Raw genomic sequence first — 19,580 nt, 5'->3', positions numbered from 1 at the left:
CGACCGACGGACGGAGACGGCGATGGATCCCTGGCAGGTCGAGCTCCTGGACCTCGACGCGTACCTCGCGCGGCTGGGGATCGCCGCGCGCGAGCCGAGCCGGGACGCCCTCGACGAGCTGCACGAGGCCCACGTCCGGTCCTTCACCTTCGACAACATCGACGTGCTGCTCGGTCAGCATCCCGGCGTCGGGCTCGACGCCGTCCAGGAGAAGTTCCTCGGCCGCGGGCGGGGCGGGTACTGCTTCGAGCACACGACGCTGGTGGCGGCCGCGTTGCAGCGGCTCGGCTACGCGGTGACGCGACGGCTCGCCCGGGTCGGCGATCCGGCGAAGGAGGAGGTCCAGGGCCGTACGCACATGGTCGTCGAGGTCGCGCTCGGCGAGGAGCGGCTGCTCTGCGACCCGGGCTTCGGGATGAGTCTGCTGCGCCCGATCGCGATGGACGGCGACGGCTCGAGCGAGGACGACCAGGACGGCTGGCCCTACCGGCTGGTCCCCGCCGCCGACCCGACCCGGTGGGCGCTCGAGCGCCTGCGTGAGCAGGGTTGGGAGGTCGCGCACACCACCGACGAGCTTCCGGTCGCCCCGGTCGACATCCGGATCGGCCACCACTTCACCAGCACCTTCCCCGGGTCGCACTTCACCCGGGGGTTGCTGCTCACCAAGCACCAGCCCGGGCGACACGTCACCGTCACGACCGACCGCCTGACCGTGCGGCGTCCCGGCAGCGAGACCGAGCACCGGCCGCTGGCCGACGGCGAGCTGGACGTCTGGCTCGACGAGCTGGAGGTCGGTCTCCGAGCCGACGAGCGCCAGCGCCTGCACAGCCGGATCGGTGAGCTTCGCCGCTGACCCCGAGGGCGGTCGGCCCAGCCGTTCGGGCCGGGCGGAATGCGCGGCGTCGCGGCGGACTCATCCGTCGCCGGTGCCACCGCCGCGAGTCCTGCGCAGGCGCCGCCCCCGCGCGATGTCTTCCCGTTCCTTCTCAGCCGCCTTGTCGCTCCTGCGGGTGTCCCGCGGGGGCAGCTGGATCGCCTCCTCGGCAGCGAGCCCTGCCTGCAGCTCGCGACCGCGCTCGAGCTCGGCGTCCAGCTCGGCGCCGAAGAGCAGCGCGAGGTTGGTGATCCACAGCCAGAGCAGGAACACGACGACGCCCGCGAGCGATCCGTACGTCGTGTCGTAGCGGGAGAAGTTCGCCACGTAGAAGCCGAACAGGCCCGACGCGACGACCCAGGTGAAGATCGCGACGACGGCGCCGACGCTGATCCAGCGGAACTTCGGCTGCTTCACGTTCGGTGTCGCGTAGTAGAGCAGAGCGACGATCACGACGACGACCACGAGCAGCACCGGCCACTTCGCGATGCTCCACGCAGTCACGGCGGCGTCGCCGAGACCGATCGCGTTTCCCACCGCCCGCGCGGCCGGTCCGGTGAGTACGAGCCCGAGCGCCACGACCGCGGTCAGCGCCACCGTGATGACGGTGACGACGAGCATCGCGGGACGCAGCTTCCAGATCGGCCGACCCTCCTCGATCTCGTAGACCCGGTTCATCCCACGGCTGAACGCGTTCACGTATCCGGAGGCCGACCAGAGGGCGACCGCGAGCCCGATCACGAGGCCGAGGCCTGCGCTCTGGCTCCGGCTGAGCTGGGTGAGGGTCGGTTCGACGGTGTCGGCCGCGCTCGAGGCGCCGACGTCGCGAAGGATCTGCACCAGGGTGCTGACGGTCTCGTCGCCCTGCCCGACGATCCCGACGAGCGACAGGATCGCGATCGCCGCGGGGAACAGTGCCAGGACGGAGTAGTACGTCAGCGCGGCGGCGAGGTCGGTGCACTGGTCGTCGAGGAGCTCGCGCGCGGTCTTGCGCAGGACGTAGAGCCACGACGGCTTCGTCAGGTCGTCGGGGGAGGCCGGCTTGGTCGGCGCGTCCGGGTCCGGGGCGCGCGACCGTGGTGCGCCCGGCTCGTCGGCGCCGCGCTCAGACATCGCCGGCCTCACTGTCGTCTGCGCAGCCACGCACCGACCAGGACTGCAGCAACGGCGGCAGCTGCCACCCCCGCCGCGACCGAGGTCGCGGCGGGAGTCGGTCGCCCGTGCTCGTCGGTGGCCCCGTCACGGACCGAGCGAACGTGGCGGGCCGCGGCGCTCGTCGTCTGGTGGACCTGATCACGCACCCGCGACTTGACGTCGAGCTTGGCCGCGAGCTGGTCGACGGTCTCGGCGAGCTCGTCACGGGTGTGGTCGATCTCGGCCTGCAGGTCGGCCGCCCGTCCGTGGTCCGTACCTCGGCTCGCGTCGTTGCTGTGGGTCATGGGTCCTCCCGGACTCGTTCGGTGGGTCGGCGCGTGCGCGCGGTGCCGTTCCTGGGCGTCGAGCCGGCGTCGATTCAGGTGACGGTCAGTGGTCCCGTGCGTGCTGGATCGCGTCGACATCGGCCTTGACGTTGTCCACGGCCCGCTTCGGCAGCGGGGGCGTGGCCCTCTTGACGCGGTTGCGGCCCATCAGCGCCGCGAACCCGGCGGCGGCCAGGAGGAGCACGGCGACGATCAAGGCTGCGAGCCAGGCGTCCACGACCAGCGCCAGCGCCAGAACGGCGGTCGCGACGAGCGTCCCGACCCCGTACAGGGCGAGCAGACCGGCAGCGCCGAGGATCCCGGCTCCGATCCCTGCCTGCTTCGCCTTGCCCGTGACCTCGAGCTGAGCGAGCCGCAGCTCGTCGCGCACGAGGGTCGACAGCTCGCTCGAGAGCCGTGAGACCAGCTCGCCGGTCGACGGTTCGTCCGCCGCCGAGCCCGCGGGGCCGGCGTCCTGCCGTGGAGCCGAGCTCACTGCCCGCCTCCGCGCACGTAACCCGGTTCGGGATCGTCGGAGCCGACCCTCTCCTTGACCGTGTCTGCGACCTTCGCGCCCGCCTCGCCCGCCTTCTCGGTGACGATCGTGCCGGCCGCGTCGGCCTTCTCCCGTACGCGCGGATCGCGCCAGATCCCCTGCGCCTTCTCCGCCATCTGCTCGTAGCGCTCGCGGCCCGCCCGTGCTCCCAGCACGTAACCGGCACCGAGTCCTACGAGGAACGACAACTTTCCTGCCATGACACCCTCCTCGGACAGCCTCGTCGTAGGGAGTTCCCATCCGGGCGCGATCCCATGCGTCCGAACCGGGACCGGTTTCGAGACGACAGGTCGCTGCGGCGCACCGGCTCCCCGGCTCGCGCGTCACCGGAGGGCTGCTGGCACGGGGCTCACGCCGGCTCGGGCGTCTCGTCGACCGGCCGCGCGAGCTCGGCGAGCACCCAGCGTGCCGTCTCGGCCATCACGGGGTCGGGGTCGTCGAGTCGTGCGAGCGCGAGTGCGGCCGCAGCCGGCCCGAGCGTGGCCGGTGCCGCGTAGAGGGCGCAGACGCGCAACCACGGGTCTCCCCACGTGTCGTCGACGTCCTCGACCAGGCCCGGCACGGACTCCACCAACGTGAGGGGAGTGGTCGGTGCGTACGCGGCCAGGGCCTCGGCACGCGCCCGGTCGTCGCCGACCGGATCGACGAGCCCGAGTGCCAGACGCGCGGTGCGGTGGCCGAGGGTGACCTCGAACATCTCCAGGGCCAGCCCACGCTCGTCGGTCTCGCCGAGCGCACGGACCGCCCGCGTCACCGACTCGTGCCCGTGCGCGAGGGCGAGGACGACGGACGCCTGCTGCGCCGAGGCCTCGAGCAGGTCGCGCAGCGCCTGGCGGAGCGGGGCGGTCTGGGGCTCGTCGTCGATCAGGTCGAGCATCGCCAGCACCTGGGCCGCTCGCGCGGCCTCGGACTCCAGCGCCGTGCGCACGTCGTCACGTGACCGCGAGGGGTAGGCGGGGGTCGCGACACCCCAGGGCTGGTCGGTGTCGACCAGCGCCGCCCGGCCGACGCTCACGTCGACCGGGTCGGTGCTCGCGAGCAGCCGGTCGACCGCAGCCTGCTGGTCCGCGTCACGGATCGTCAGGGACGTGGGTCGCCACGGAGGCTCGGCCAGACGTCGCCGCAGGCCGGAGCCGTACTCGCGGTGGGCCCACAGGGTCAGGAGCAGCCACGCCGACGACAGCACGAGCGTCACCAGCTCGACCACCCGGACGTCCAGGCCGAGCGACTGCCGCAGGATCAGGAACAGCCCGACGAACCCGAGTGCCAGCGGAACACCGGCGGCCTCGACGGCGGTCTGCGCGCGGAGGCGGGCGAGCGTGGGCAGCGCCTGGTAGGTCGCGTTCACCGACGTACGGGTGGTTCCGTCCATGAGTGCGAGGTGCACGACCTGCTGGGCGCAGACCAGGACGAAGAAGGCCGTGGCGGCGGCACCGACGGCGTAGCCCGCGACCGTCGCAGCGAGCGCGACCAGCGCCAGCGCGGCCGGGTTGGCCGCGAGGCCGAACCCGACGCCCCAGCGCGTCAGCAACCGTCCCGCGAGCAGGACCACGAAGGCGATCGCCAGCACGTTCGTGAGTGCGCCGAAGAGCCCTTGGAAGCGGGTGAGATCGCCGACGTCGGGGTAGCGGACCGCCGCGCGCTCCCAGACCAGGAAGTCGAGCAGCTGCGTGAGGGCGGCCGCGAGGACCTGGTAGCCGAAGACGGCGAGGACGAGCCGGTCCGGGCGGATCCGGCGGAGCCGGGGACGTGCGGCGCTGCGCTCCTGGGGGTCGGGACGGACCCGGAGCTCGCCGGGGAAGCGACGCGCGGTCGCGTGGGCCAGCGCGAGCATGACCGCGCAGACCACGACGTCGAGCGCGAGCAGACGGGCGGGACCCCCCAGCGGTTCGACGAGGACGGCCGCGAGGATGCCTCCGAGCGCGAACCCCGCCGGGAACCCGGCGAAGACGCGCGGCAGGCTCGCCTTGATCTGGCGCACGTCCAGCAGCCGGCCGGCCTGGGCGCCGACCAGGACGAACCCGAGCGGGATGATCAGCGGGAACAGGACGATCAGGCCGAAGGTGACCCACAGGGCGTCCGTGATCTCCAGCGCGATCCAGGCCGCCAGCACGACGACGAGGTAGGTCGCCAGGACCACCGCGGCGAGGGCGGCGAGGGAGAGCCGGAGCTGGGCCCGGCGCATCGACGCCGACACGGCGACCCCGGCGGCAGCCACGGTCAGGTACGCGTACGGGAGTGCGTCCGCGCCGTAGCGCGACAGGAACAGCGCACTCGCGGGCACGACGAGGAACGCGACCATCAGCCCCAGGGCGACCGCCTGCCCGGTGAGCAGCGCGAGGCGGGTCCTCATCTCGCAGGCGGGGCGTGGATCTCGCGGATCCGGCGGACGAGCTCCGTGATGACGCCGAGCGCGACCTCGGGGCGGGCGCGGACGGCTTCGGTGAACGCCGCCCTGCTCAGGCGGAACGCGAGCACCGAGCCGAGCGCCGTGACCGTCGCGGACCGTGCCTGGGGATCGAGGACCTCCAGCTCGCCGACGACCGAGCCCGGACCCAGCCGCACCTGCCGGTCGCTGCGCACGACCTCGACGTCGCCGGTCACGACCACGAAGAGCCAGTCCTCGACGGCGCCCTCGCGGATCAGGACCTCGCCGGCCGCGAACTCCACCTCGTCGAGGGCAGTCGCGAGCCCGGCCAGGACACGGTCCGGAGTGGCCGCGAAGAGGTCGACGTGCCTGAGGTGAGCCACCCGCTCGACGGTGACCAGCATGAGGGGAGTTTAGGACGGTACGGGAGGATCGCGCCCCACGAATGCACGGGCTGCGTCGCGGCCCCTGCCCGTCAGGCGACCGTCAGGACGATCTTGCCGATGTGCTCGTGGCGCTGGAACGTCGCCTGCGCCTCCGCGAGCTCCTCCAGCCGGAAGCGCGCCGCGACGACCGGCCTGACCTCACCGTGGCGGGCGGCGTCGAGCAGCGTGGCGAAGTGCTCGCGCGTGTGCATCGACGACCCGACCAGGCTGAGGTTGTGGAGGTACAGCCGGCGCAGGTCGTACTCGACGACCGCGCCGGCCACGGCCCCGGCGATGACCCACCGCCCGTCGTCGCGGACCAGCGGGGTGAGCTCGGCGACCAGCGGCCCGCCGGCCACGTCGGCGACCGCGTCGATCCCGTCCGGCGCCAGCATGCGGACCTGCTCGGCGACGTCGCGGCCGCGGTCGACGACCTCGGCGGCTCCGGCCGCCCGGACCCCCTCGGCCTTCGCTGCGCTGCTGACGGCGATCACCCGGGCGCCGCGGGCCGAGGCGAGCTGCACGAGCGCGAGGCCGACCCCGCCGGACGCTCCGGTGACGACGACGGTCTCGCCGTCGGCGACGCCTCCACGTTCGAGCATCCCCATCGCCGTCCCGTACGCGACCGGGAGCGTCGCCAGCTCCGCGTCGGTGAGCGGCGACCCGGTGACGTCGTGAGCCTGGTCGGCCCGCACCACCACGTACTGTGCGAACCCGCCGTCGGCCTCGCTGCCGAGCAGCCCGACCGGGGGAGCGGCCGGGGTCTCGTCGCGGTACAGCGCCGGGTCGACGAGGACCCGCTGCCCGACCCGCGCCCCGTCGACGCCGTCCCCCACCTCGGTGATCTCGCCGGCGATGTCACCGCCCTGGATCCGGGGGAACGCGATCGGGCCGCGCCAGCCCGCTCGGGCGTCCGGGTCGCCCGGGAGCCCGTACGCGCCCTCGCGCGTCCACAGGTCGGTGTTGTTGAGCGCGGCCGAACGCACCCGTACGAGCACCTGGCCGTGGCCCGCCGTCGGCCTCGGCCAGTCGTCGTGCCACTGGAGCACGTCCGGTCCGCCGTGGGCGGTGAGCACCTGTGCCGTCATGGTCCGCATGCTCGCCATGGTGGCACCGGCATCAAGCCCCATTCGGCTGACGACCGGGTCGGTGGTCCCGGCAACCGGGACCACCGACCGTGGACCGCTCGATCACGAGCCGAGCAGGTCCTCCATCACGGCGATCTCCTCGGTCTGGGACGACGCGACCGACTCGGCCAGCTCGACGGCGTCGTCGAAGGCGCCGTCCGAGATCTCGGCGCGGGCCATCGCGACCGCACCCTCGTGGTGCTCGATCATCATCTCCAGCCACAGCTGCTGGAAACGGTCACCGTCGGCGCCCTCCAGCTCGGCCATCTGGTCGGCGGACATCATCCCGGGCATCGGTTCGCCCTCGCCGGATCCGGACTCGCCGTGGGCGTGACCGTGGTCGCGCACGGTGTCGGGAACGGGCTCGCCCCAGTCCTCGAGCCAGTCGGTCATCTCCTCGATCTCGGGCCACTGGGCCTCACGGATGTCGTCGGCGAGCTGCTGGACCTCGGGGTCGAGGTCGTGCTCGAGGGTGAGGTCCACCATCGCCAGCGCCTGGGCGTGGTGGGGGATCATGTCCGACGCGAACGTCACGTCGGCGTCGTTGTAGGTGTCGCCGTTGCTGGCTGTCCGGGTCTGGCCGGACGCGCCGTCCTCCGAGCACGCCGCCACCATCGAGGTGGCGACGAGCATCGCGGCGAGCACGGTGAGCTTCTTGAGCATGGGTCTCTCCTGGGAGCTGTGGGTCGATGGGCAGGCTGAGGACCCGACGCGACGTGCGCGCCGGACCGGGCTGCCCCTCAGGTCCGCAGGACCGACAGCTCGTACAGGCAGGGCGGTGGCCGGAACCTCCGACCCGGTGGTCGCATCGGCGCCCACCTGCGTGCGATCGGAGCGATGCCGATCAGCCCACCTCGCGTCCCGCGGAGCACCAGCCGCAGCGCGAAGGCGGCGAGCACCGCGAGGCACAGGCCTGCCACGGCCAGCGCCGCGGTGCCGCTCGCGTCGAGCGACCCGACGACGTGCATCGCGTCGCGGGCGTCGGTGCGGGCGCGGCCGTGGTCGGCGGTACGGGGCGAACCGCCGGCGCTCGACGCCGTGGCTGCACCGTGCTCCGTCGTGGTCGCCGACGGTGCCGCGCCGAGTGCGTGGTGGGCGGCGCCGTGCTCGCTCAGTCCGTGCATCGCGAGCACTCCGGCGATCGCGGCGACGAGCCCGAGGACGCGCAGCAGCGCACGGTGGCGGTGTCGCTGCGCTGCGTCCGGTGTCGTCATCGTCGGCCAGTCTAGGGGCTGGGCCGTGCCGGTCATCGCGCGTGCACGGCGTCGCTGCGGGCGCCCGTCGGCTGCTCGGCGTCGGCGCCGTCGCCGAGCGGCGCTGCGGCCTCGGGGGACAGGTCCAGGCGGCGCAGCAGCTGCGCGTTGAGCGCGACCACGACCGTGGACAGCGACATCAGGATCGCGCCGACCGACATCGGGAGGACGAACCCGACGGGGGCGAGGACGCCGGCCGCGAGCGGGACGGCGATCAGGTTGTAGCCCGCGCCCCAGGCGAGGTTCTGCACGCTCTTGCGGTACGCCGCCCGGGACAGCTCGATCACCGACAGCACCGAGCGGGGGTCGTCCGACGCCAGGATGATGCCGGCCGATCCGATCGCCACGTCGGTCCCGGCGCCGATCGCGATCCCGACGTCGGCCGTCGCGAGCGCGGGAGCGTCGTTGACGCCGTCGCCGACCATGGCGACCCGTCGCCCCTCGCCTTGGAGCTCGGTGACCTTCGACGACTTGTCCTCCGGTCGGACGCCCGCGTACACGCGGTCGATGTCGAGCTCGGCGGCGACGGCCCGTGCGACCGCCTCGGCGTCGCCGGTGATCATGACGACGTCGACGCCGCGGTCGTGCAGGGCTCTCACGGCCGCGCGGGACTCGGGGCGGATCTCGTCCGCGAGTCGCAGCGCGCCGGCCACGGCGTCGTCGACGACGACGTGCAGGATGATCGCGCCCTCGTCCCGCCAGGACGCGGCGACCGCGAGCTCGTCGGCTCCGGCCTGCTCCAGCAGCGCCGGACCACCGACCCGGACCGTGTGGCCGTCGACCGTCGCCGAGACGCCCACCGCCGGGTGCGAGGCGAAGTCGCGGGCGGACGGTACGGAGAGGTCCCGGTCGCCGGCGGCGCGGACGATCGCCCGGGCGAGCGGGTGCTCCGAGTCGGCCTCGGCCGCGGCCGCGAGCACCAGGACGTCGTCGGCGGCGGAGTCCGGCGCCGGCTCGACGGCGGTGACCGTGGGCTGCCCCTTCGTCAGGGTCCCGGTCTTGTCGAAGAGCACGGTGTCGACGCCGCGCATCGCCTCCATCGCGAGCCGGTCCTTGACCAGCACCCCGCCACGCGCGGCCCGCTCGGTGGAGATCGAGATCACCAGCGGGATGGCGAGCCCCAGGGCGTGCGGGCAGGCGATCACGAGGACCGTGATGGTCCGGACGACCCCTTCGTCGGGCATCCCGAGCAGCGCCCAGACGGCGAACGTGACGACGGCCGACCCGAGCGCGAACCAGAACAGCCAGCCCGCGGCGGTGTCGGCCAGCCGCTGTGCTCGGGACCCGGACGACTGCGCGTCCGAGACGAGCCTCTGGATCCCGGCCAGGGTCGTCTCGTCGCCGGTCGCGGTCACCTCCACCCGCAGTCCGGAGTCCGTCGCGACCGTGCCGGCGACGACGTCGTCGCCCGTCTCGCGCCGCACGGTCCGGGACTCGCCGGTGATCATCGACTCGTCCATCGCAGCCGAGCCGTCGACGACACGCCCGTCCGCGGGCACGCTGCCGCCGGGCCGGACCAGCACGACGTCGCCGATCTCCAGGTCGCCCGGCGCGACCGTCACGGTCCCGTCACCCTCGACCCGCTCGGCCTCGTCCGGGAGCAGGGCCGCGAGCGAGTCGAGCGCGGAGGTGGTCCGGGCCAGGGAGCGCATCTCGATCCAGTGGCCGAGCAGCATGATCACGACCAGCAGCGCCAGCTCCCACCAGAAGTCCAGGTGGTGCGCGAGCAGACCCAGCGTCGAGCCCCAGGAGGCGAGGAAGGCGACGGTCAGGGCGAGCGCGACGAGCAGCATCATCCCGGGCCGGCGGGCCCGGACCTCGGAGACGGCGCCGGTCAGGAACGGACGACCGAACCAGCCGTACAGCACTGTGCCGAGGACGGGGGAGACCCACGTGATCCCGGGAACGTCCGGCAGCGCGTAGCCGAGCAGGTCGGCGAACATCTGCGACAGCAGCACGGTCGGCACGGCGAGCACCAGCGAGCCCCAGAACAGGCGGCGGAACATCGCCACGTGGTCGCCGTGTCCGCTGTGTCCCGCTCCGCCGTGGCCGCTGTGCTCGTGGTGGGCGTCGTGGCCGGCGTGCTCGTGCTGCGTGCTCATCCTCACTCCTCCAAGATACCCTTAGGGGGTATACAGCCGACAGTAGCGCCGGACGAGGGACGATGCAAGAGGAGGGGCGTCAGAGCAGCGACGGGCCGAAGGTCATCGCGAAGTCCGGCGCCGTCAGGTGCAGGACAGGTCGCCCGTCGGCCAGCCACGCGAGGGGTCCGGCCGCCGGGATCCGCCACGCCGCGGTCGTCCGCGCGAGGGTGCCGCGCGCCACGATCCGGCTGGGCCAGGCGGTGCCGTCGGTCGTCGCCTGGATCGTGCGGGTCCGCAGCGGCAGCGGGAGCCTGACGGCCCGGCCCCCGGGACCGAAGGCGGCCGCGGCCAGGGGCGGGCCACCGGGCAGCCGTGCGGCCGTCGGGTCGTCGAACGACGCGAGCTCCTTCGGGATCCCCCAGAGCGCCCGACCGCCGGCCCGCGACTCGGGGCTGTCGACCCAGATGTCGGTGATGCACAGTCCCGGCGTGCGACCGTGGCGTACGGCGACGCCGGCGAGCAGCTCGTGGTACGCGAGCAGCCCGGACGGCGCGTAGTCGACGAACACCGACACCGCCAGCGCCGTGCGCCCGATGCGCAGCGGACGGGTCCCGTGCGGCAGCGGAGGGACCGCGTCCGTCGCGACGCGCCAGAGCGTGATCCAGCCGCGGCCGGACAGGTCCCACGGCTCCGGCGGGTACGCCCGGCCGGTCATCGGTCGCCACCGGCCGGCGCGCTGGTCTCCGGCACGAAGTCGGCCAGCGCGAGCTCGGCGGCCCGGTCGACGTACTCGCGGACGAGGCCGGGCCAGTTCGTGCTGATCCGCCCGCCCCGCTCGCGGTACCAGCTGGTGCAGCCCGCCCAGACGCTGTCGCGGAGGCGGTCCTGGATCTCGACGTCGTAGGCGTCGGCGACGTCGGCGCGCACCTCGAGCGCCCGACGTCCGGCCCCGAGCGCGGCCGCTGCCCGGCCGATCGCGCGGGCCTGCGCCTCCATCATCGTGATGATCGAGGAACCGCCGAGATTCGTGTTCGGGCCGTAGACGAGGAACAGGTTGGGGAACCCGGGGACCGTCATCCCGAGGTGGGCCCGGGCGCCGTCGCGCCACACGTCGTGGATCCTGGCCCCGTCGCGGCCGACCACGTCGACGTCCGCGAGGAAACGCGTCGCGGCGAAGCCCGTGCCCCAGATCAGCACGTCCGCGCGGTGCAGCCGGCCGTCGGCCGTGCGGACGCCGTCGCGCTCGACGCCCACGAGGTCGTCGGTCACCACGTCGACGTGGTCGCGCGTCAGCGCCGGGTACCAGTCGTTCGAGAACAGCAGGCGCTTGCAGCCGAGCGGGAAGTCGGGGACGAGCCGGGCACGCAGCGCCGGGTCGCGGACCTGGGCACGCAGCTGGAGCCGCCACACGGTCTCCAGCGCACCGACCAGCGGGCCGCGCTCGGTCATCGCGCGGTTCAGCTGCTCGGACAGTGCCCAGGTCAGCCGGCGCCCGAACCGCTGGGTGCTCGGGAACCGGCCGTACGCGCGCCGGTGCAGGGCGGTGTAGCGCCGGTCGAGCTTCGGCACGACGTACGGAGCGGTCCGCTGGAAGACCGTCATCGCGCCGACGGCGTCGACGATCCGCGGGACGAACTGGATGGCGCTGGCGCCCGTCCCGATCACCGCGACGCGCCGGCCGGCGAGGTCGACCTCGTGGTCCCAGCGCGCGGAGTGGAACGCCGGCCCGGCGAACCGGTCGGCGCCGGGGACCGGGGGGACCACCGGCTCGCTGAGCTGTCCCTGCGCCATCACGAGCAGCTCCGCCTCGTACGACCGGCCGCCGGCGACCTCGACGGTCCACGTCGCCGCGGACTCGTCCCAGCGTGCCGACGTGACCCTCGCGCCGGTCCGGACGAGGTCGAGCAGGCCCGAGCGACGGGCTTCACGACGGACGTAGTCGAGGATCTCCGGCTGGCGGGCGTAGCGGCGGGTCCAGCCGGGGTTCGGCGACCACGACCACGAGTAGAGCGAGGAGGGCACGTCGCACGCCGCCCCGGGGTAGTGGTTGTCCCGCCACACGCCGCCGACGTCCTCGGCGCGCTCGAGGACGGTGATGTCCCCGATGCCGCGTCGGCGGAGCTCGGCGGCGGCGCCGAGGCCGCCGAGTCCGGCGCCGACGACGATCGCGCGGGGGAGTCGTGGGCCCATGCCGGAACGCTAGACGCGTGCCGGGGCGACGTGCGAGACATCGGGGGACACCTGATCGATAATTTCGGCCATGATCCGGCTGGAGCCTCCCGCGGCACGAGACTGGGCGTTCCCGCGCGCGGTCACCGCGATCGCCGTCCTGGTCGAGTGCGGCCGCGAGCACGGCGTCGACGACGCGACGCTCCTCCGCGGGACCGGCCTCGCGCCGAGCGCCGTCGGTGACCACGAGCAGGTGGTGACCGCTGCGCAGGAGCTGCAGGTGGTTCGCAACCTCCGCAGGGCGGTGCCCGGTGTCTCGGGGACGACCGTGGGGTCGCGGTACCACCTCACGACCTTCGGGATCTTCGGGTTCGCGCTGCTCAGCAGCCGGACGGTGCTCGAGGCAGCGAACCTCGCCCTCCGGTTCGTCGACCTCAGCTTCGCGTTCGCGATCCCGGCCGGTGACCTCGACGGGGACGACGTCGTGGTGACGCTCGACGAGCAGGGCGTGCCGGACGACGTGCGCTCGTTCCTGGTCGAGCGCGATCTCGCGGCGATCCACACCTGCCTCGACGAGCTGCGGCCGGGGGGAGTCCCGCTGCGCCGCGCCGCGTTCACGCACCCCGCTCCGTCGGCCGGGGCCGCGCGGTCGGCCGCCGCGGTCCTCGGGCTCGAGCCGTCGTACGGGGCGGACCGCAGCCTGATCGCGTTCGACGCGGCCCTGCTGGCCGAGCCGCTGCCGCTCGGGAACTCCCAGGCTCGCGCGACGGCCGAGGGTCTGTGCCGCGCCGTCGTCTCCCGACGCCGCGAGCGGCACGGCATCGCCCAGCAGGTCCGCGTGCTCGTGACGCAGCACGTCCTGACCGGTGCGCCCATGGAGGTCGTGGCGGCCGACCTCGGCCTGAGCGTGCGGACGCTGAGGCGTCGGCTCGCCGACGCCGGCACCTCCTACCGAGCTCTGCTCGACGAGGTGCGCCGCTCGCTGGCCGAGGAGCTGCTCGCCTCCGGGGGGCTCTCGGTGGAGGACGCGGCGTTGCGGCTCGGGTACGCCGAGGCGTCCAGCTTCATCGCGGCGTTCCGCCGGTGGACGGGGGTCACCCCGACGGGCTGGCGTGATGACGACGCGTCACGGCCCGGGCTTGCATCCCGTACCCAGGTACAGGTCTAGCGTGAGGGGAGGGACGGCACACGACCAGGAGGTCGCCATGACCACGTTCTCGGCACCGGACGCCTGCACCCTTCCGAGTGCGGCCCAGCCCCTGCGAGTGGCGGAGTTCGCGGACCTGTTCGGGTCCCGCCGCGCGCTCGTGTCGCGCGAGCGCCCGACCGTGCTCCGGATCGAGCTCGAGGCCGAGCCCGGACTGGCCGCAGCCGTCGAGGACCTGACGCGGCGGGAGACGCGGTGCTGCTCGTTCTTCGACTTCGCCGTACGGGAGGTCGGCGGGGCCGTCACGCTGCGGGTCGGGGTCCCCGAGACCGAGGTCGAGGTGCTCGACGGGCTGCAGGCTCTGGCCGAGGCGGGGCCGGGCGATGCGCAGCGGTGAGGTCGCCCGTGCGGCGGACGTCAACCTCCAGACGCTGCGCTACTACGAGCGGCGCGGGCTCCTGCCCGAGCCCCGCCGGAGCAACGGCGGGCATCGGGACTACCCCGACGACGCCGTCGTCACGCTCCGGGTGATCAAGGCGGCCCAGCGGCTCGGCTTCACGCTGGCGGAGGTCGCCGACCTGCTCGAGGTCGGACGGCACCACCACGGAGGGATCGGTCCGGGCCTCCAGGCGCGGGCGAGGGCCAAGATCGCCGAGGTCGACGCACGGGTCGCCGACCTGGAGACGATGCGCGCGACGCTGGTCGCCGCGGTGGACGCCGGCTGCACCGATCTCCTGGCCTGCGCCGAGGCGGAGGACTGCCCGATCCCGTTCGCCGGGATCGCCGGGTCAGAGTCCGCCCGACACCGCTGACGGCCCCGCTGCGGGTTCCGGCCGAGGGAGACCGGTCACGCCGGGATCCGCCACCGGGTCGAGACCCGCGACGTGCGCGAGGAAGCCGTCCACGAGCGCGTGCGCGCGAGCACGGCTGCGCTCCTCGGCGGCGGCGGTCTCGCGGACGAGGCGGTCCGGGTCGATCCCGCGGGCGCGGGCGGCCTCGGCGTCCCCGCTCGCCAGCCAGCCGGCGAGCACGGCGCCGTCGAGCTCGGGGTGGAACTGCACCGCGAGGTTGCGGCGCAGGACGAAGGCCTGGGACGCAGCCGCGTTGCGGGCGATCTCGACCGCACCGGGCGGCACCGTCCAGGCGTCGAAGTGCCACTGGAACCACGGCCCGTCGGCGACGATCCGCGGGTCCGTGCTCGTGACCTCGGTCCAGCCGATCTCGGGGCTGCTCGACGCGGCGACCGTGCCGCCGTGGGCCTCGGCGAGGAGCTGACCGCCGAAGCAGATCCCGAGCACCGGGACCCCCGCGGCGTCGGCGCGACGCAGCTGCGCGAGCTCGTCGACGACCCACGAGCCGACCGACGCCCGGTCGTAGACCGACCAGGGGGATCCGAGCACGACGACGGCGTCGTAGTCGGTGGGGTCGGGGAAGCGCGGCTCGACGTCCGGGGAGGCGAACCGCTCGGCGGGCACGACCTGGTGGACGTCGAGGTCGACGCCGAGCTGCTCGAGCCGCTGCCCGACGTGGCCCGCGGGCGAGACGTGGTCGTGGGCGATCACCAGCACCTGCACGGTCGTGGCCTTCCGGTCGGGGACGGCGGTGGGGTGGGGATCCCCCTCGGACCCCCACCCCACCACGGAGCGCGGTCAGCGCGCGACGTGATCCTTCTTCGGGATCGCGTCGTCGTACGGCGCGGTGCTGCGGTCGTGCAGCGGGTGGACGGCCATGTAGATCAGGCCGACCGCGACCACGACGAGCCCGGACAGGGCGACGATCCAGTTGTCGTACCAGGCCGCGTCGGGGGTCCGCGGCCAGGCCATGTTGATCATCGCGACCACGCCGTAGACCAGGGCGGCGATGTTGACGGGCAGGCCCCACGCGCCCAGGGTGTACTTCCCGCTCGGGACCCAGCCCTTCAGGCGCGCGCGGAGCGCGGCCAGCACGACCATCTGGAAGCCCAGGTAGATCCCGAGGGCGGCGAAGCTGATGATCTTCGTGATCGCGTCCTCGGAGACCTTCGAGCCGATCACGATCACCGCCGGCACGACGGCCGCGACGATCAGGGCGTACGGCGGGACGTGGCGCTTGGCCGAGAACTTCTTCAGCAGCGAGCTGCCCATGATCATGTCGTCGCGGCCGTAGGAGTACGCCAGCCGGGACGCGGCAGCCTGGAGGCTGATCGCGCACGACAGGAACGACAGCAGCACGACGAGGAGGACGATCTTGGCGCCGGTCGAGCCGAAGGCCTCGTTCAGCACGGTGCTGACCGGGTCGGCGTCCTCGCCCGAGATCACTGCGCCGATGTCGGTCACGGCCAGGACGAGGGCGAGGCACACGAACGTCGCGGCTGCTCCGCCGATGTAGATGGTGCGGCGCATGGCCTTCGGGATCAGGCGGCCCGGGTCCTTGACCTCCTCGGCGACGTCACCGCACGCCTCGAAGCCGTAGTACTGGTAGATGCCGATCAGGGCGGCGGCCGCGAAGGCCGGCAGGTAGCTGCCGTCTCCCTCGGTGCCGAACGTGTCGAACAGGACGCCGAAGGACTGCTCGCGGTGCGCGATGAGCAGCCAGCCGCCCACGACGAGGGCGCCGAGGATCTCGGCCGTGAACCCGATCATCGCGGCCGTCGCGAGGACGCGGGTGCCCATCAGGTTGATCAGGGTCGCGAGGAGCAGCAGCCCGAGCGCGCAGAGGATCGTCGTGTTGACGCTCGCGTCGAAGCCGAAGGTGGCGGCGATGTACGGGCCGGCTCCGTAGACGACCGAGGCGATCGTGACCAGGAGGGCGACCATGTAGACCCAGCCGGTCATCCAGGCGTAGCGGCGCCCCCACAATCGTCGCGCCCACGGGTAGACCCCGCCGGCCACCGGGTACTGGGCGACGACCTCGCTGAACACGAGGGCGACCATCAGCTGACCGAGCCCGACGATGACGAAGCTCCAGATCATCGGGGGACCGCCGGTCGCGAGGGCGAAGGCGAAGAGGGTGTAGACGCCCACGACCGGCGACAAGTAGGTGAAGCCGAGGGAGAAGTTGGCCCACGGGCTCATGTCGCGTCGGAAGTCGGACTCGTAGCCCAGCGCGTGGAGGTGGGCGGCGTCGGACTGGTCTTCGTACTCGTAGTAGCCGTCGGCCTCGCCGGCCGGCCTCGTCGGAGTTGACATACGCATTCCTGTCGGTGGTGGGCACTGTGACCCGGGTAACAGACGGCGAAAGACTACAATTTTGTGGGATTTAGGGTCAAGGGGTGTGCTGCGACTGTCGCGGAGGTCTTACGCGCCCTTAACATGACGACGTCGCCACCGGCGCTCGCAGCGCCCGCGTCCGCAGAAGGAGACCGCATGTCCGGCCTGACGCCGCTGCTCGCACCCCCCTCCACCGGCGGTCGCGCCGACGAGGTCGTCGCGCGGGTCAGCGAGGCGATCCACCTCGGCCTGCTGAGCGACGGTGAGAAGCTGCCGACCGAGGTCGAGCTGGCAGCCCAGTTCGGGGTGGCGCCGATGACCGTGCGTGACGCGCTCGCGGCCCTGCGCGACGAGGGGCTGGTCGAGACCCGCCGGGGCCGCCACGGCGGCTCGTTCGTACGGCGACCGCAGTCGCCGCCGGTCGGTCCGCTGAAGCAGCGGCTGGCCGAGATGTCGGTCTCGGGCATCCGCGACCTGGTCGACGAGCACGTCGCGGTCGCCGGGCAGGCGGCGCGGCTCGCGGCCGAGCGTGCGTCGTCGGCCAACGTGCGACGGCTGTTCACGCTCACCGACCAGCTCGGCTCGGCGGACAACCGCGGCGACCGGATCCGCGCCGACTGCCGCTTCCACATCGAGATCGCCGTGGCGTCGCAGTCGACCCGACTCGCGCGGCGCGAGGTCGGTCTCCAGGCCGAGGTCTCCGGGATGCTCTGGCTCCCCTCGGACGCCGAGTCGGACGTGACCGGCACGGTCGAGGAGCACCACGCGATCGCCGTGGCCGTGACCGGTGAGGACCCCGAGGCCGCGCGCAGGCTGGCCGAGGACCACGTCGCAGGCAACCTGCGACGCCTGGTGCAGCGACATCTCCAGCTGATCGAGGAAGGAGCAACGACGTGAGCAGCGCAGACCCCCACGACGGCGCCGGCGTCGCAGCCGAGACCCTGGCGCGGATCGTCGCGCCCGCCTTCGAGCGGCTCGACGGCCTCGCGAGCGCCGTGCAGCGCAGCTGCCCGCCGGGTGCGACCGGCTGGTCGGAGGCGCAGATGCGTGACGTCCGGACCCAGATCGAGGAGCGGATCGGCGACGACCCCGTGCAGGTCGGGATGGGGTTCCTCGCCGCGCCGGGGCTGGTCGACGGCCAGGACCGCTACATGCTCTGGTGGCAGCAGCACGAGGGTCGCACGTCGCGGCTGCTGCTCAACTTCGACCGCTCGAGCATCGACGTCTACGACTACGTGGAGATGGAGTGGTTCCAGTACGGCGCCGACGGCCCGGACCGCGTCGCCTACGGCCCGTACTTCGACTACTCCGGCTCCGAGCGCTACGTCATCACCGCGACGGTCCCCGTCGAGATCGAGGGCCGCTTCGTCGGCGTGGTCGGCGTCGACCTGCTGTTCGAGGAGCTCGAGCGCCGTCTCGTCGCCGCGCTGCGACGCGCCGAGTTCGAGGCCGTCGTCGTCAACGCCGAGCGACGCGTGATCGTCGCGAACACCGCGCGCTGGATCCCCGGAGCGCGCCTGCGCAGCGCCCCGCAGGTGGGTGATCCGGTCGACGGCGCCGCGATCAGCGCAGTCGCCGAGATCCCGCTCGGGATCGGCTGGACGGTGGCGACGACGGACCAGGAGCTGCGAAAAGAGTTCGGCCGAAGGTCTTGACAGATATACCTCCATTTTTAGAGTCTTAGGCGAAAGGTCGTCCTGAGACTCTGGCTTTGGAGGTATTCGATGCAGACCCTCGCCACCGATGAGGCGCCGGTCCTCGACGTCACCGACCCCGCCTTCTCGATCACCTCCGACGCGGTGCACGACGCGCGCGAGCAGAGCTGGTACGCGACCACCCCGTACGGGCTGGCGGTGCTGCGCTACGACGAGATGAGCCGCCTGCTCAAGCACCCCAGGCTGCGGCAGGGCAGCGTCGCGTGGCCCGCTCACAACGGCGTGACCGAGGGCCCGTTCGCGCGCTGGTGGGCGAGCTGGATCCTGAACAAGGAGGGTGCGGAGCACCACCGGCTGCGCCGCCTGATGAACCCGGCGTTCTCGCCGAAGCTGATCGGCGGGCTGGTCCCGCGCTTCCAGGCGCTCGCGACCGAGCTGATCGACGGCTTCGCCGAGCCGGACCGGTGCGAGTTCGTGAGCGAGTTCGCCGAGCCGTACGCGGCGCGCGTCATCGCGATCATGCTCGGGATCTCCGAGGACGAGTGGCCGATCATCGCTCGTGAGTCCGTCACGCTGGGGCTCGCGATGGGCGTCACGATCGCCGACGACCTGCCGCAGATCGAGGGTGCGCTCGAGCGGCTGTACGCCTACTGCGACGAGCTGATCGCCGACCGGCGCGCGCATCCCCGCGACGACTTCGTCACCGCTCTCGTCCACGCCGCCCGCGCCGAGGACGGACGGCTGAGCGACACCGAGCTGCGCGACGCGATGGTGCTGCTGATCTTCGGCGGCTTCGACACCACCCGCAACCAGCTCGGGCTCGCGATGCAGACCTTCAGCCGCCACCTCGACCAGTGGGAGCTGCTGGCCGAGCGTCCCGATCTCGGGCGCGCTGCCGTCGAGGAGGTGATGCGGGTCAACCCCACCGTGCGCTGGGTGACCCGGGAGGTGCTCGAGGACTTCGAGTTCCAGGGCGTCGAGCTGCGCACGGGTACGACCCTGCACCTGTTCAGCGAGTCGGCCGGCACCGATCCCCGGACGTTCACGGCCGGCTTCGACCTCACCGCCGAGCGCAAGCCGCACTTCGGGTTCGGCGGCGGAGCCCACCACTGCCTCGGGCACTTCGTCGCGCGCTCCGACATGAGCGAGGCGCTGCCCCTGCTCGCCCGGCGGATGCGCGACATCCGTCTGCTGCCCGGCGACGACTGGCTGCCCGACTCCGGCAACACCGGTCCGACCCGGCTGCCGGTCGGCTTCACGCCGGCCTGACCCGA

21 protein-coding genes are annotated in these 19,580 nt (G+C 73.0%); 7 read left to right on the top strand and 14 right to left on the bottom strand.

Annotated elements, in window-relative coordinates; all coding sequences use genetic code 11:
* The first annotated feature begins 22 nt into the window (after positions 1-22).
* A complete protein-coding gene (locus CLV56_RS03995; protein ID WP_039345916.1) occupies positions 23-853 on the top strand; it encodes an arylamine N-acetyltransferase family protein in 831 nt (276 codons plus the stop codon).
* A 60-nt stretch (positions 854-913) separates the two neighbouring features.
* Here the strand turns inward: CLV56_RS03995 and CLV56_RS03990 are convergent, their stop codons facing one another.
* The 12 genes from CLV56_RS03990 to CLV56_RS03940 all read right to left on the bottom strand — a co-directional run bounded on the left by CLV56_RS03990 (position 914) and on the right by CLV56_RS03940 (position 12,337).
* The gene (locus tag CLV56_RS03990; protein WP_039345748.1) at positions 914-1,987 is read right to left on the bottom strand and encodes a YihY/virulence factor BrkB family protein; all 1,074 of its coding nucleotides are present in this window, start codon (positions 1,985-1,987) and stop codon (positions 914-916) included.
* 8 nt (positions 1,988-1,995) lie between these two features.
* Complete coding sequence (locus CLV56_RS03985; RefSeq protein WP_039345745.1) at positions 1,996-2,313, bottom strand: DUF3618 domain-containing protein; 318 nt, start codon at positions 2,311-2,313, stop codon at positions 1,996-1,998.
* 85 nt (positions 2,314-2,398) lie between these two features.
* Positions 2,399-2,830, bottom strand: coding sequence for a phage holin family protein (locus CLV56_RS21165; protein WP_039345742.1), 432 nt, complete (start codon positions 2,828-2,830; stop codon positions 2,399-2,401).
* The gene (locus CLV56_RS21160; protein ID WP_245857577.1) at positions 2,827-3,090 is read right to left on the bottom strand and encodes a hypothetical protein; all 264 of its coding nucleotides are present in this window, start codon (positions 3,088-3,090) and stop codon (positions 2,827-2,829) included. The genes CLV56_RS21165 and CLV56_RS21160 overlap by 4 nt, the downstream gene beginning before the upstream one ends.
* 149 nt (positions 3,091-3,239) lie before the next feature.
* Complete coding sequence (locus CLV56_RS03975) at positions 3,240-5,243, bottom strand: hypothetical protein (protein WP_039345739.1); 2,004 nt, start codon at positions 5,241-5,243, stop codon at positions 3,240-3,242.
* Positions 5,240-5,662 carry a cyclic nucleotide-binding domain-containing protein gene (locus tag CLV56_RS03970; RefSeq protein ID WP_039345736.1) on the bottom strand — a complete coding sequence of 141 codons (423 nt, stop codon included), beginning with the start codon at positions 5,660-5,662 and terminating at the stop codon, positions 5,240-5,242. Before CLV56_RS03970 ends, CLV56_RS03975 begins: the two co-directional genes overlap by 4 nt.
* Positions 5,663-5,733: 71 nt before the next feature.
* Positions 5,734-6,780: a zinc-binding dehydrogenase gene (locus tag CLV56_RS03965; protein WP_039345910.1), complete on the bottom strand. Its 1,047-nt coding sequence runs from the start codon at positions 6,778-6,780 to the stop codon at positions 5,734-5,736.
* Between the two features lie 93 nt (positions 6,781-6,873).
* Positions 6,874-7,473, bottom strand: a complete 600-nt coding sequence (locus CLV56_RS03960) for a DUF305 domain-containing protein (protein ID WP_039345733.1) — start codon at positions 7,471-7,473, stop codon at positions 6,874-6,876.
* Between the two features lie 77 nt (positions 7,474-7,550).
* Positions 7,551-8,024 (bottom strand): DUF6153 family protein, encoded by a 474-nt coding sequence (locus tag CLV56_RS03955; RefSeq protein WP_100414418.1) that lies wholly within the window; start codon positions 8,022-8,024, stop codon positions 7,551-7,553.
* A 32-nt stretch (positions 8,025-8,056) separates the two neighbouring features.
* Positions 8,057-10,165 carry a heavy metal translocating P-type ATPase gene (locus CLV56_RS03950; protein ID WP_100414417.1) on the bottom strand — a complete coding sequence of 703 codons (2,109 nt, stop codon included), beginning with the start codon at positions 10,163-10,165 and terminating at the stop codon, positions 8,057-8,059.
* A gap of 79 nt (positions 10,166-10,244) precedes the next feature.
* Complete coding sequence (locus tag CLV56_RS03945) at positions 10,245-10,862, bottom strand: acetoacetate decarboxylase family protein (protein ID WP_039345730.1); 618 nt, start codon at positions 10,860-10,862, stop codon at positions 10,245-10,247.
* On the bottom strand, positions 10,859-12,337 hold the full coding sequence (locus CLV56_RS03940) for a flavin-containing monooxygenase (protein ID WP_039345727.1): 1,479 nt from the start codon (positions 12,335-12,337) through the stop codon (positions 10,859-10,861). Before CLV56_RS03940 ends, CLV56_RS03945 begins: the two co-directional genes overlap by 4 nt.
* 70 nt (positions 12,338-12,407) lie before the next feature.
* Here CLV56_RS03940 and CLV56_RS03935 point away from each other — a divergent pair, with 70 nt between their 5' ends.
* The 3 genes from CLV56_RS03935 to CLV56_RS03925 are packed head-to-tail and all read left to right on the top strand — an operon-like array spanning position 12,408 to position 14,275.
* Positions 12,408-13,484, top strand: a complete 1,077-nt coding sequence (locus CLV56_RS03935; RefSeq protein WP_039345725.1) for an AraC family transcriptional regulator — start codon at positions 12,408-12,410, stop codon at positions 13,482-13,484.
* A gap of 37 nt (positions 13,485-13,521) precedes the next feature.
* Positions 13,522-13,860 carry a hypothetical protein gene (locus tag CLV56_RS03930; RefSeq protein WP_039345721.1) on the top strand — a complete coding sequence of 113 codons (339 nt, stop codon included), beginning with the start codon at positions 13,522-13,524 and terminating at the stop codon, positions 13,858-13,860.
* Positions 13,847-14,275 (top strand): MerR family transcriptional regulator, encoded by a 429-nt coding sequence (locus CLV56_RS03925; protein ID WP_039345718.1) that lies wholly within the window; start codon positions 13,847-13,849, stop codon positions 14,273-14,275. The genes CLV56_RS03930 and CLV56_RS03925 overlap by 14 nt, the downstream gene beginning before the upstream one ends.
* Here the strand turns inward: CLV56_RS03925 and CLV56_RS03920 are convergent.
* Both CLV56_RS03920 and CLV56_RS03915 read right to left on the bottom strand, forming a co-directional pair.
* Entirely contained in the window at positions 14,252-15,037 is a 786-nt protein-coding gene (locus tag CLV56_RS03920) for a type 1 glutamine amidotransferase (protein ID WP_100415030.1), read from the bottom strand. The genes CLV56_RS03925 and CLV56_RS03920 overlap by 24 nt on opposite strands.
* Positions 15,038-15,112: 75 nt before the next feature.
* Positions 15,113-16,630, bottom strand: coding sequence for an APC family permease (locus CLV56_RS03915; RefSeq protein ID WP_039345715.1), 1,518 nt, complete (start codon positions 16,628-16,630; stop codon positions 15,113-15,115).
* A 177-nt stretch (positions 16,631-16,807) separates the two neighbouring features.
* Between CLV56_RS03915 and CLV56_RS03910 the strand changes: the two genes are divergently transcribed.
* The 3 genes from CLV56_RS03910 to CLV56_RS03900 all read left to right on the top strand — a co-directional run bounded on the left by CLV56_RS03910 (position 16,808) and on the right by CLV56_RS03900 (position 19,575).
* Positions 16,808-17,548, top strand: coding sequence for a FadR/GntR family transcriptional regulator (locus CLV56_RS03910; RefSeq protein WP_039345713.1), 741 nt, complete (start codon positions 16,808-16,810; stop codon positions 17,546-17,548).
* Positions 17,545-18,306 (top strand): cache domain-containing protein, encoded by a 762-nt coding sequence (locus tag CLV56_RS03905; protein WP_100414416.1) that lies wholly within the window; start codon positions 17,545-17,547, stop codon positions 18,304-18,306. The genes CLV56_RS03910 and CLV56_RS03905 overlap by 4 nt, the downstream gene beginning before the upstream one ends.
* Positions 18,307-18,375: 69 nt before the next feature.
* Complete coding sequence (locus tag CLV56_RS03900) at positions 18,376-19,575, top strand: cytochrome P450 (protein WP_039345710.1); 1,200 nt, start codon at positions 18,376-18,378, stop codon at positions 19,573-19,575.
* Positions 19,576-19,580 lie beyond the last annotated feature (5 nt).

The sequence above is a fragment of the Mumia flava genome, from assembly GCF_002797495.1.
Taxonomy (GTDB): Bacteria; Actinomycetota; Actinomycetes; order Propionibacteriales; family Nocardioidaceae; genus Mumia; species Mumia flava.
Note: the sequence above shows the minus strand (reverse complement) of the source record. Positions and strands in the feature narration are given on the sequence as shown.

Excerpts from the sequence above, each read along its gene's own strand:
- CLV56_RS03995 (WP_039345916.1), top strand. The coding sequence starts at position 23 with ATGGATCCCTGGCAGGTCGAGCTCCTGGACCTCGACGCGTACCTCGCG.
- CLV56_RS03990 (WP_039345748.1), bottom strand. The coding sequence starts at position 1,987 with ATGTCTGAGCGCGGCGCCGACGAGCCGGGCGCACCACGGTCGCGCGCC.
- CLV56_RS03985 (WP_039345745.1), bottom strand. The coding sequence starts at position 2,313 with ATGACCCACAGCAACGACGCGAGCCGAGGTACGGACCACGGACGGGCG.
- CLV56_RS21160 (WP_245857577.1), bottom strand. The coding sequence starts at position 3,090 with ATGGCAGGAAAGTTGTCGTTCCTCGTAGGACTCGGTGCCGGTTACGTG.
- CLV56_RS03975 (WP_039345739.1), bottom strand. The coding sequence starts at position 5,243 with ATGAGGACCCGCCTCGCGCTGCTCACCGGGCAGGCGGTCGCCCTGGGG.
- CLV56_RS03970 (WP_039345736.1), bottom strand. The coding sequence starts at position 5,662 with ATGCTGGTCACCGTCGAGCGGGTGGCTCACCTCAGGCACGTCGACCTC.
- CLV56_RS03965 (WP_039345910.1), bottom strand. The coding sequence starts at position 6,780 with ATGCGGACCATGACGGCACAGGTGCTCACCGCCCACGGCGGACCGGAC.
- CLV56_RS03960 (WP_039345733.1), bottom strand. The coding sequence starts at position 7,473 with ATGCTCAAGAAGCTCACCGTGCTCGCCGCGATGCTCGTCGCCACCTCG.
- CLV56_RS03955 (WP_100414418.1), bottom strand. The coding sequence starts at position 8,024 with ATGACGACACCGGACGCAGCGCAGCGACACCGCCACCGTGCGCTGCTG.
- CLV56_RS03950 (WP_100414417.1), bottom strand. The coding sequence starts at position 10,165 with ATGAGCACGCAGCACGAGCACGCCGGCCACGACGCCCACCACGAGCAC.
- CLV56_RS03945 (WP_039345730.1), bottom strand. The coding sequence starts at position 10,862 with ATGACCGGCCGGGCGTACCCGCCGGAGCCGTGGGACCTGTCCGGCCGC.
- CLV56_RS03940 (WP_039345727.1), bottom strand. The coding sequence starts at position 12,337 with ATGGGCCCACGACTCCCCCGCGCGATCGTCGTCGGCGCCGGACTCGGC.
- CLV56_RS03935 (WP_039345725.1), top strand. The coding sequence starts at position 12,408 with ATGATCCGGCTGGAGCCTCCCGCGGCACGAGACTGGGCGTTCCCGCGC.
- CLV56_RS03930 (WP_039345721.1), top strand. The coding sequence starts at position 13,522 with ATGACCACGTTCTCGGCACCGGACGCCTGCACCCTTCCGAGTGCGGCC.
- CLV56_RS03925 (WP_039345718.1), top strand. The coding sequence starts at position 13,847 with ATGCGCAGCGGTGAGGTCGCCCGTGCGGCGGACGTCAACCTCCAGACG.
- CLV56_RS03915 (WP_039345715.1), bottom strand. The coding sequence starts at position 16,630 with ATGTCAACTCCGACGAGGCCGGCCGGCGAGGCCGACGGCTACTACGAG.
- CLV56_RS03910 (WP_039345713.1), top strand. The coding sequence starts at position 16,808 with ATGTCCGGCCTGACGCCGCTGCTCGCACCCCCCTCCACCGGCGGTCGC.
- CLV56_RS03900 (WP_039345710.1), top strand. The coding sequence starts at position 18,376 with ATGCAGACCCTCGCCACCGATGAGGCGCCGGTCCTCGACGTCACCGAC.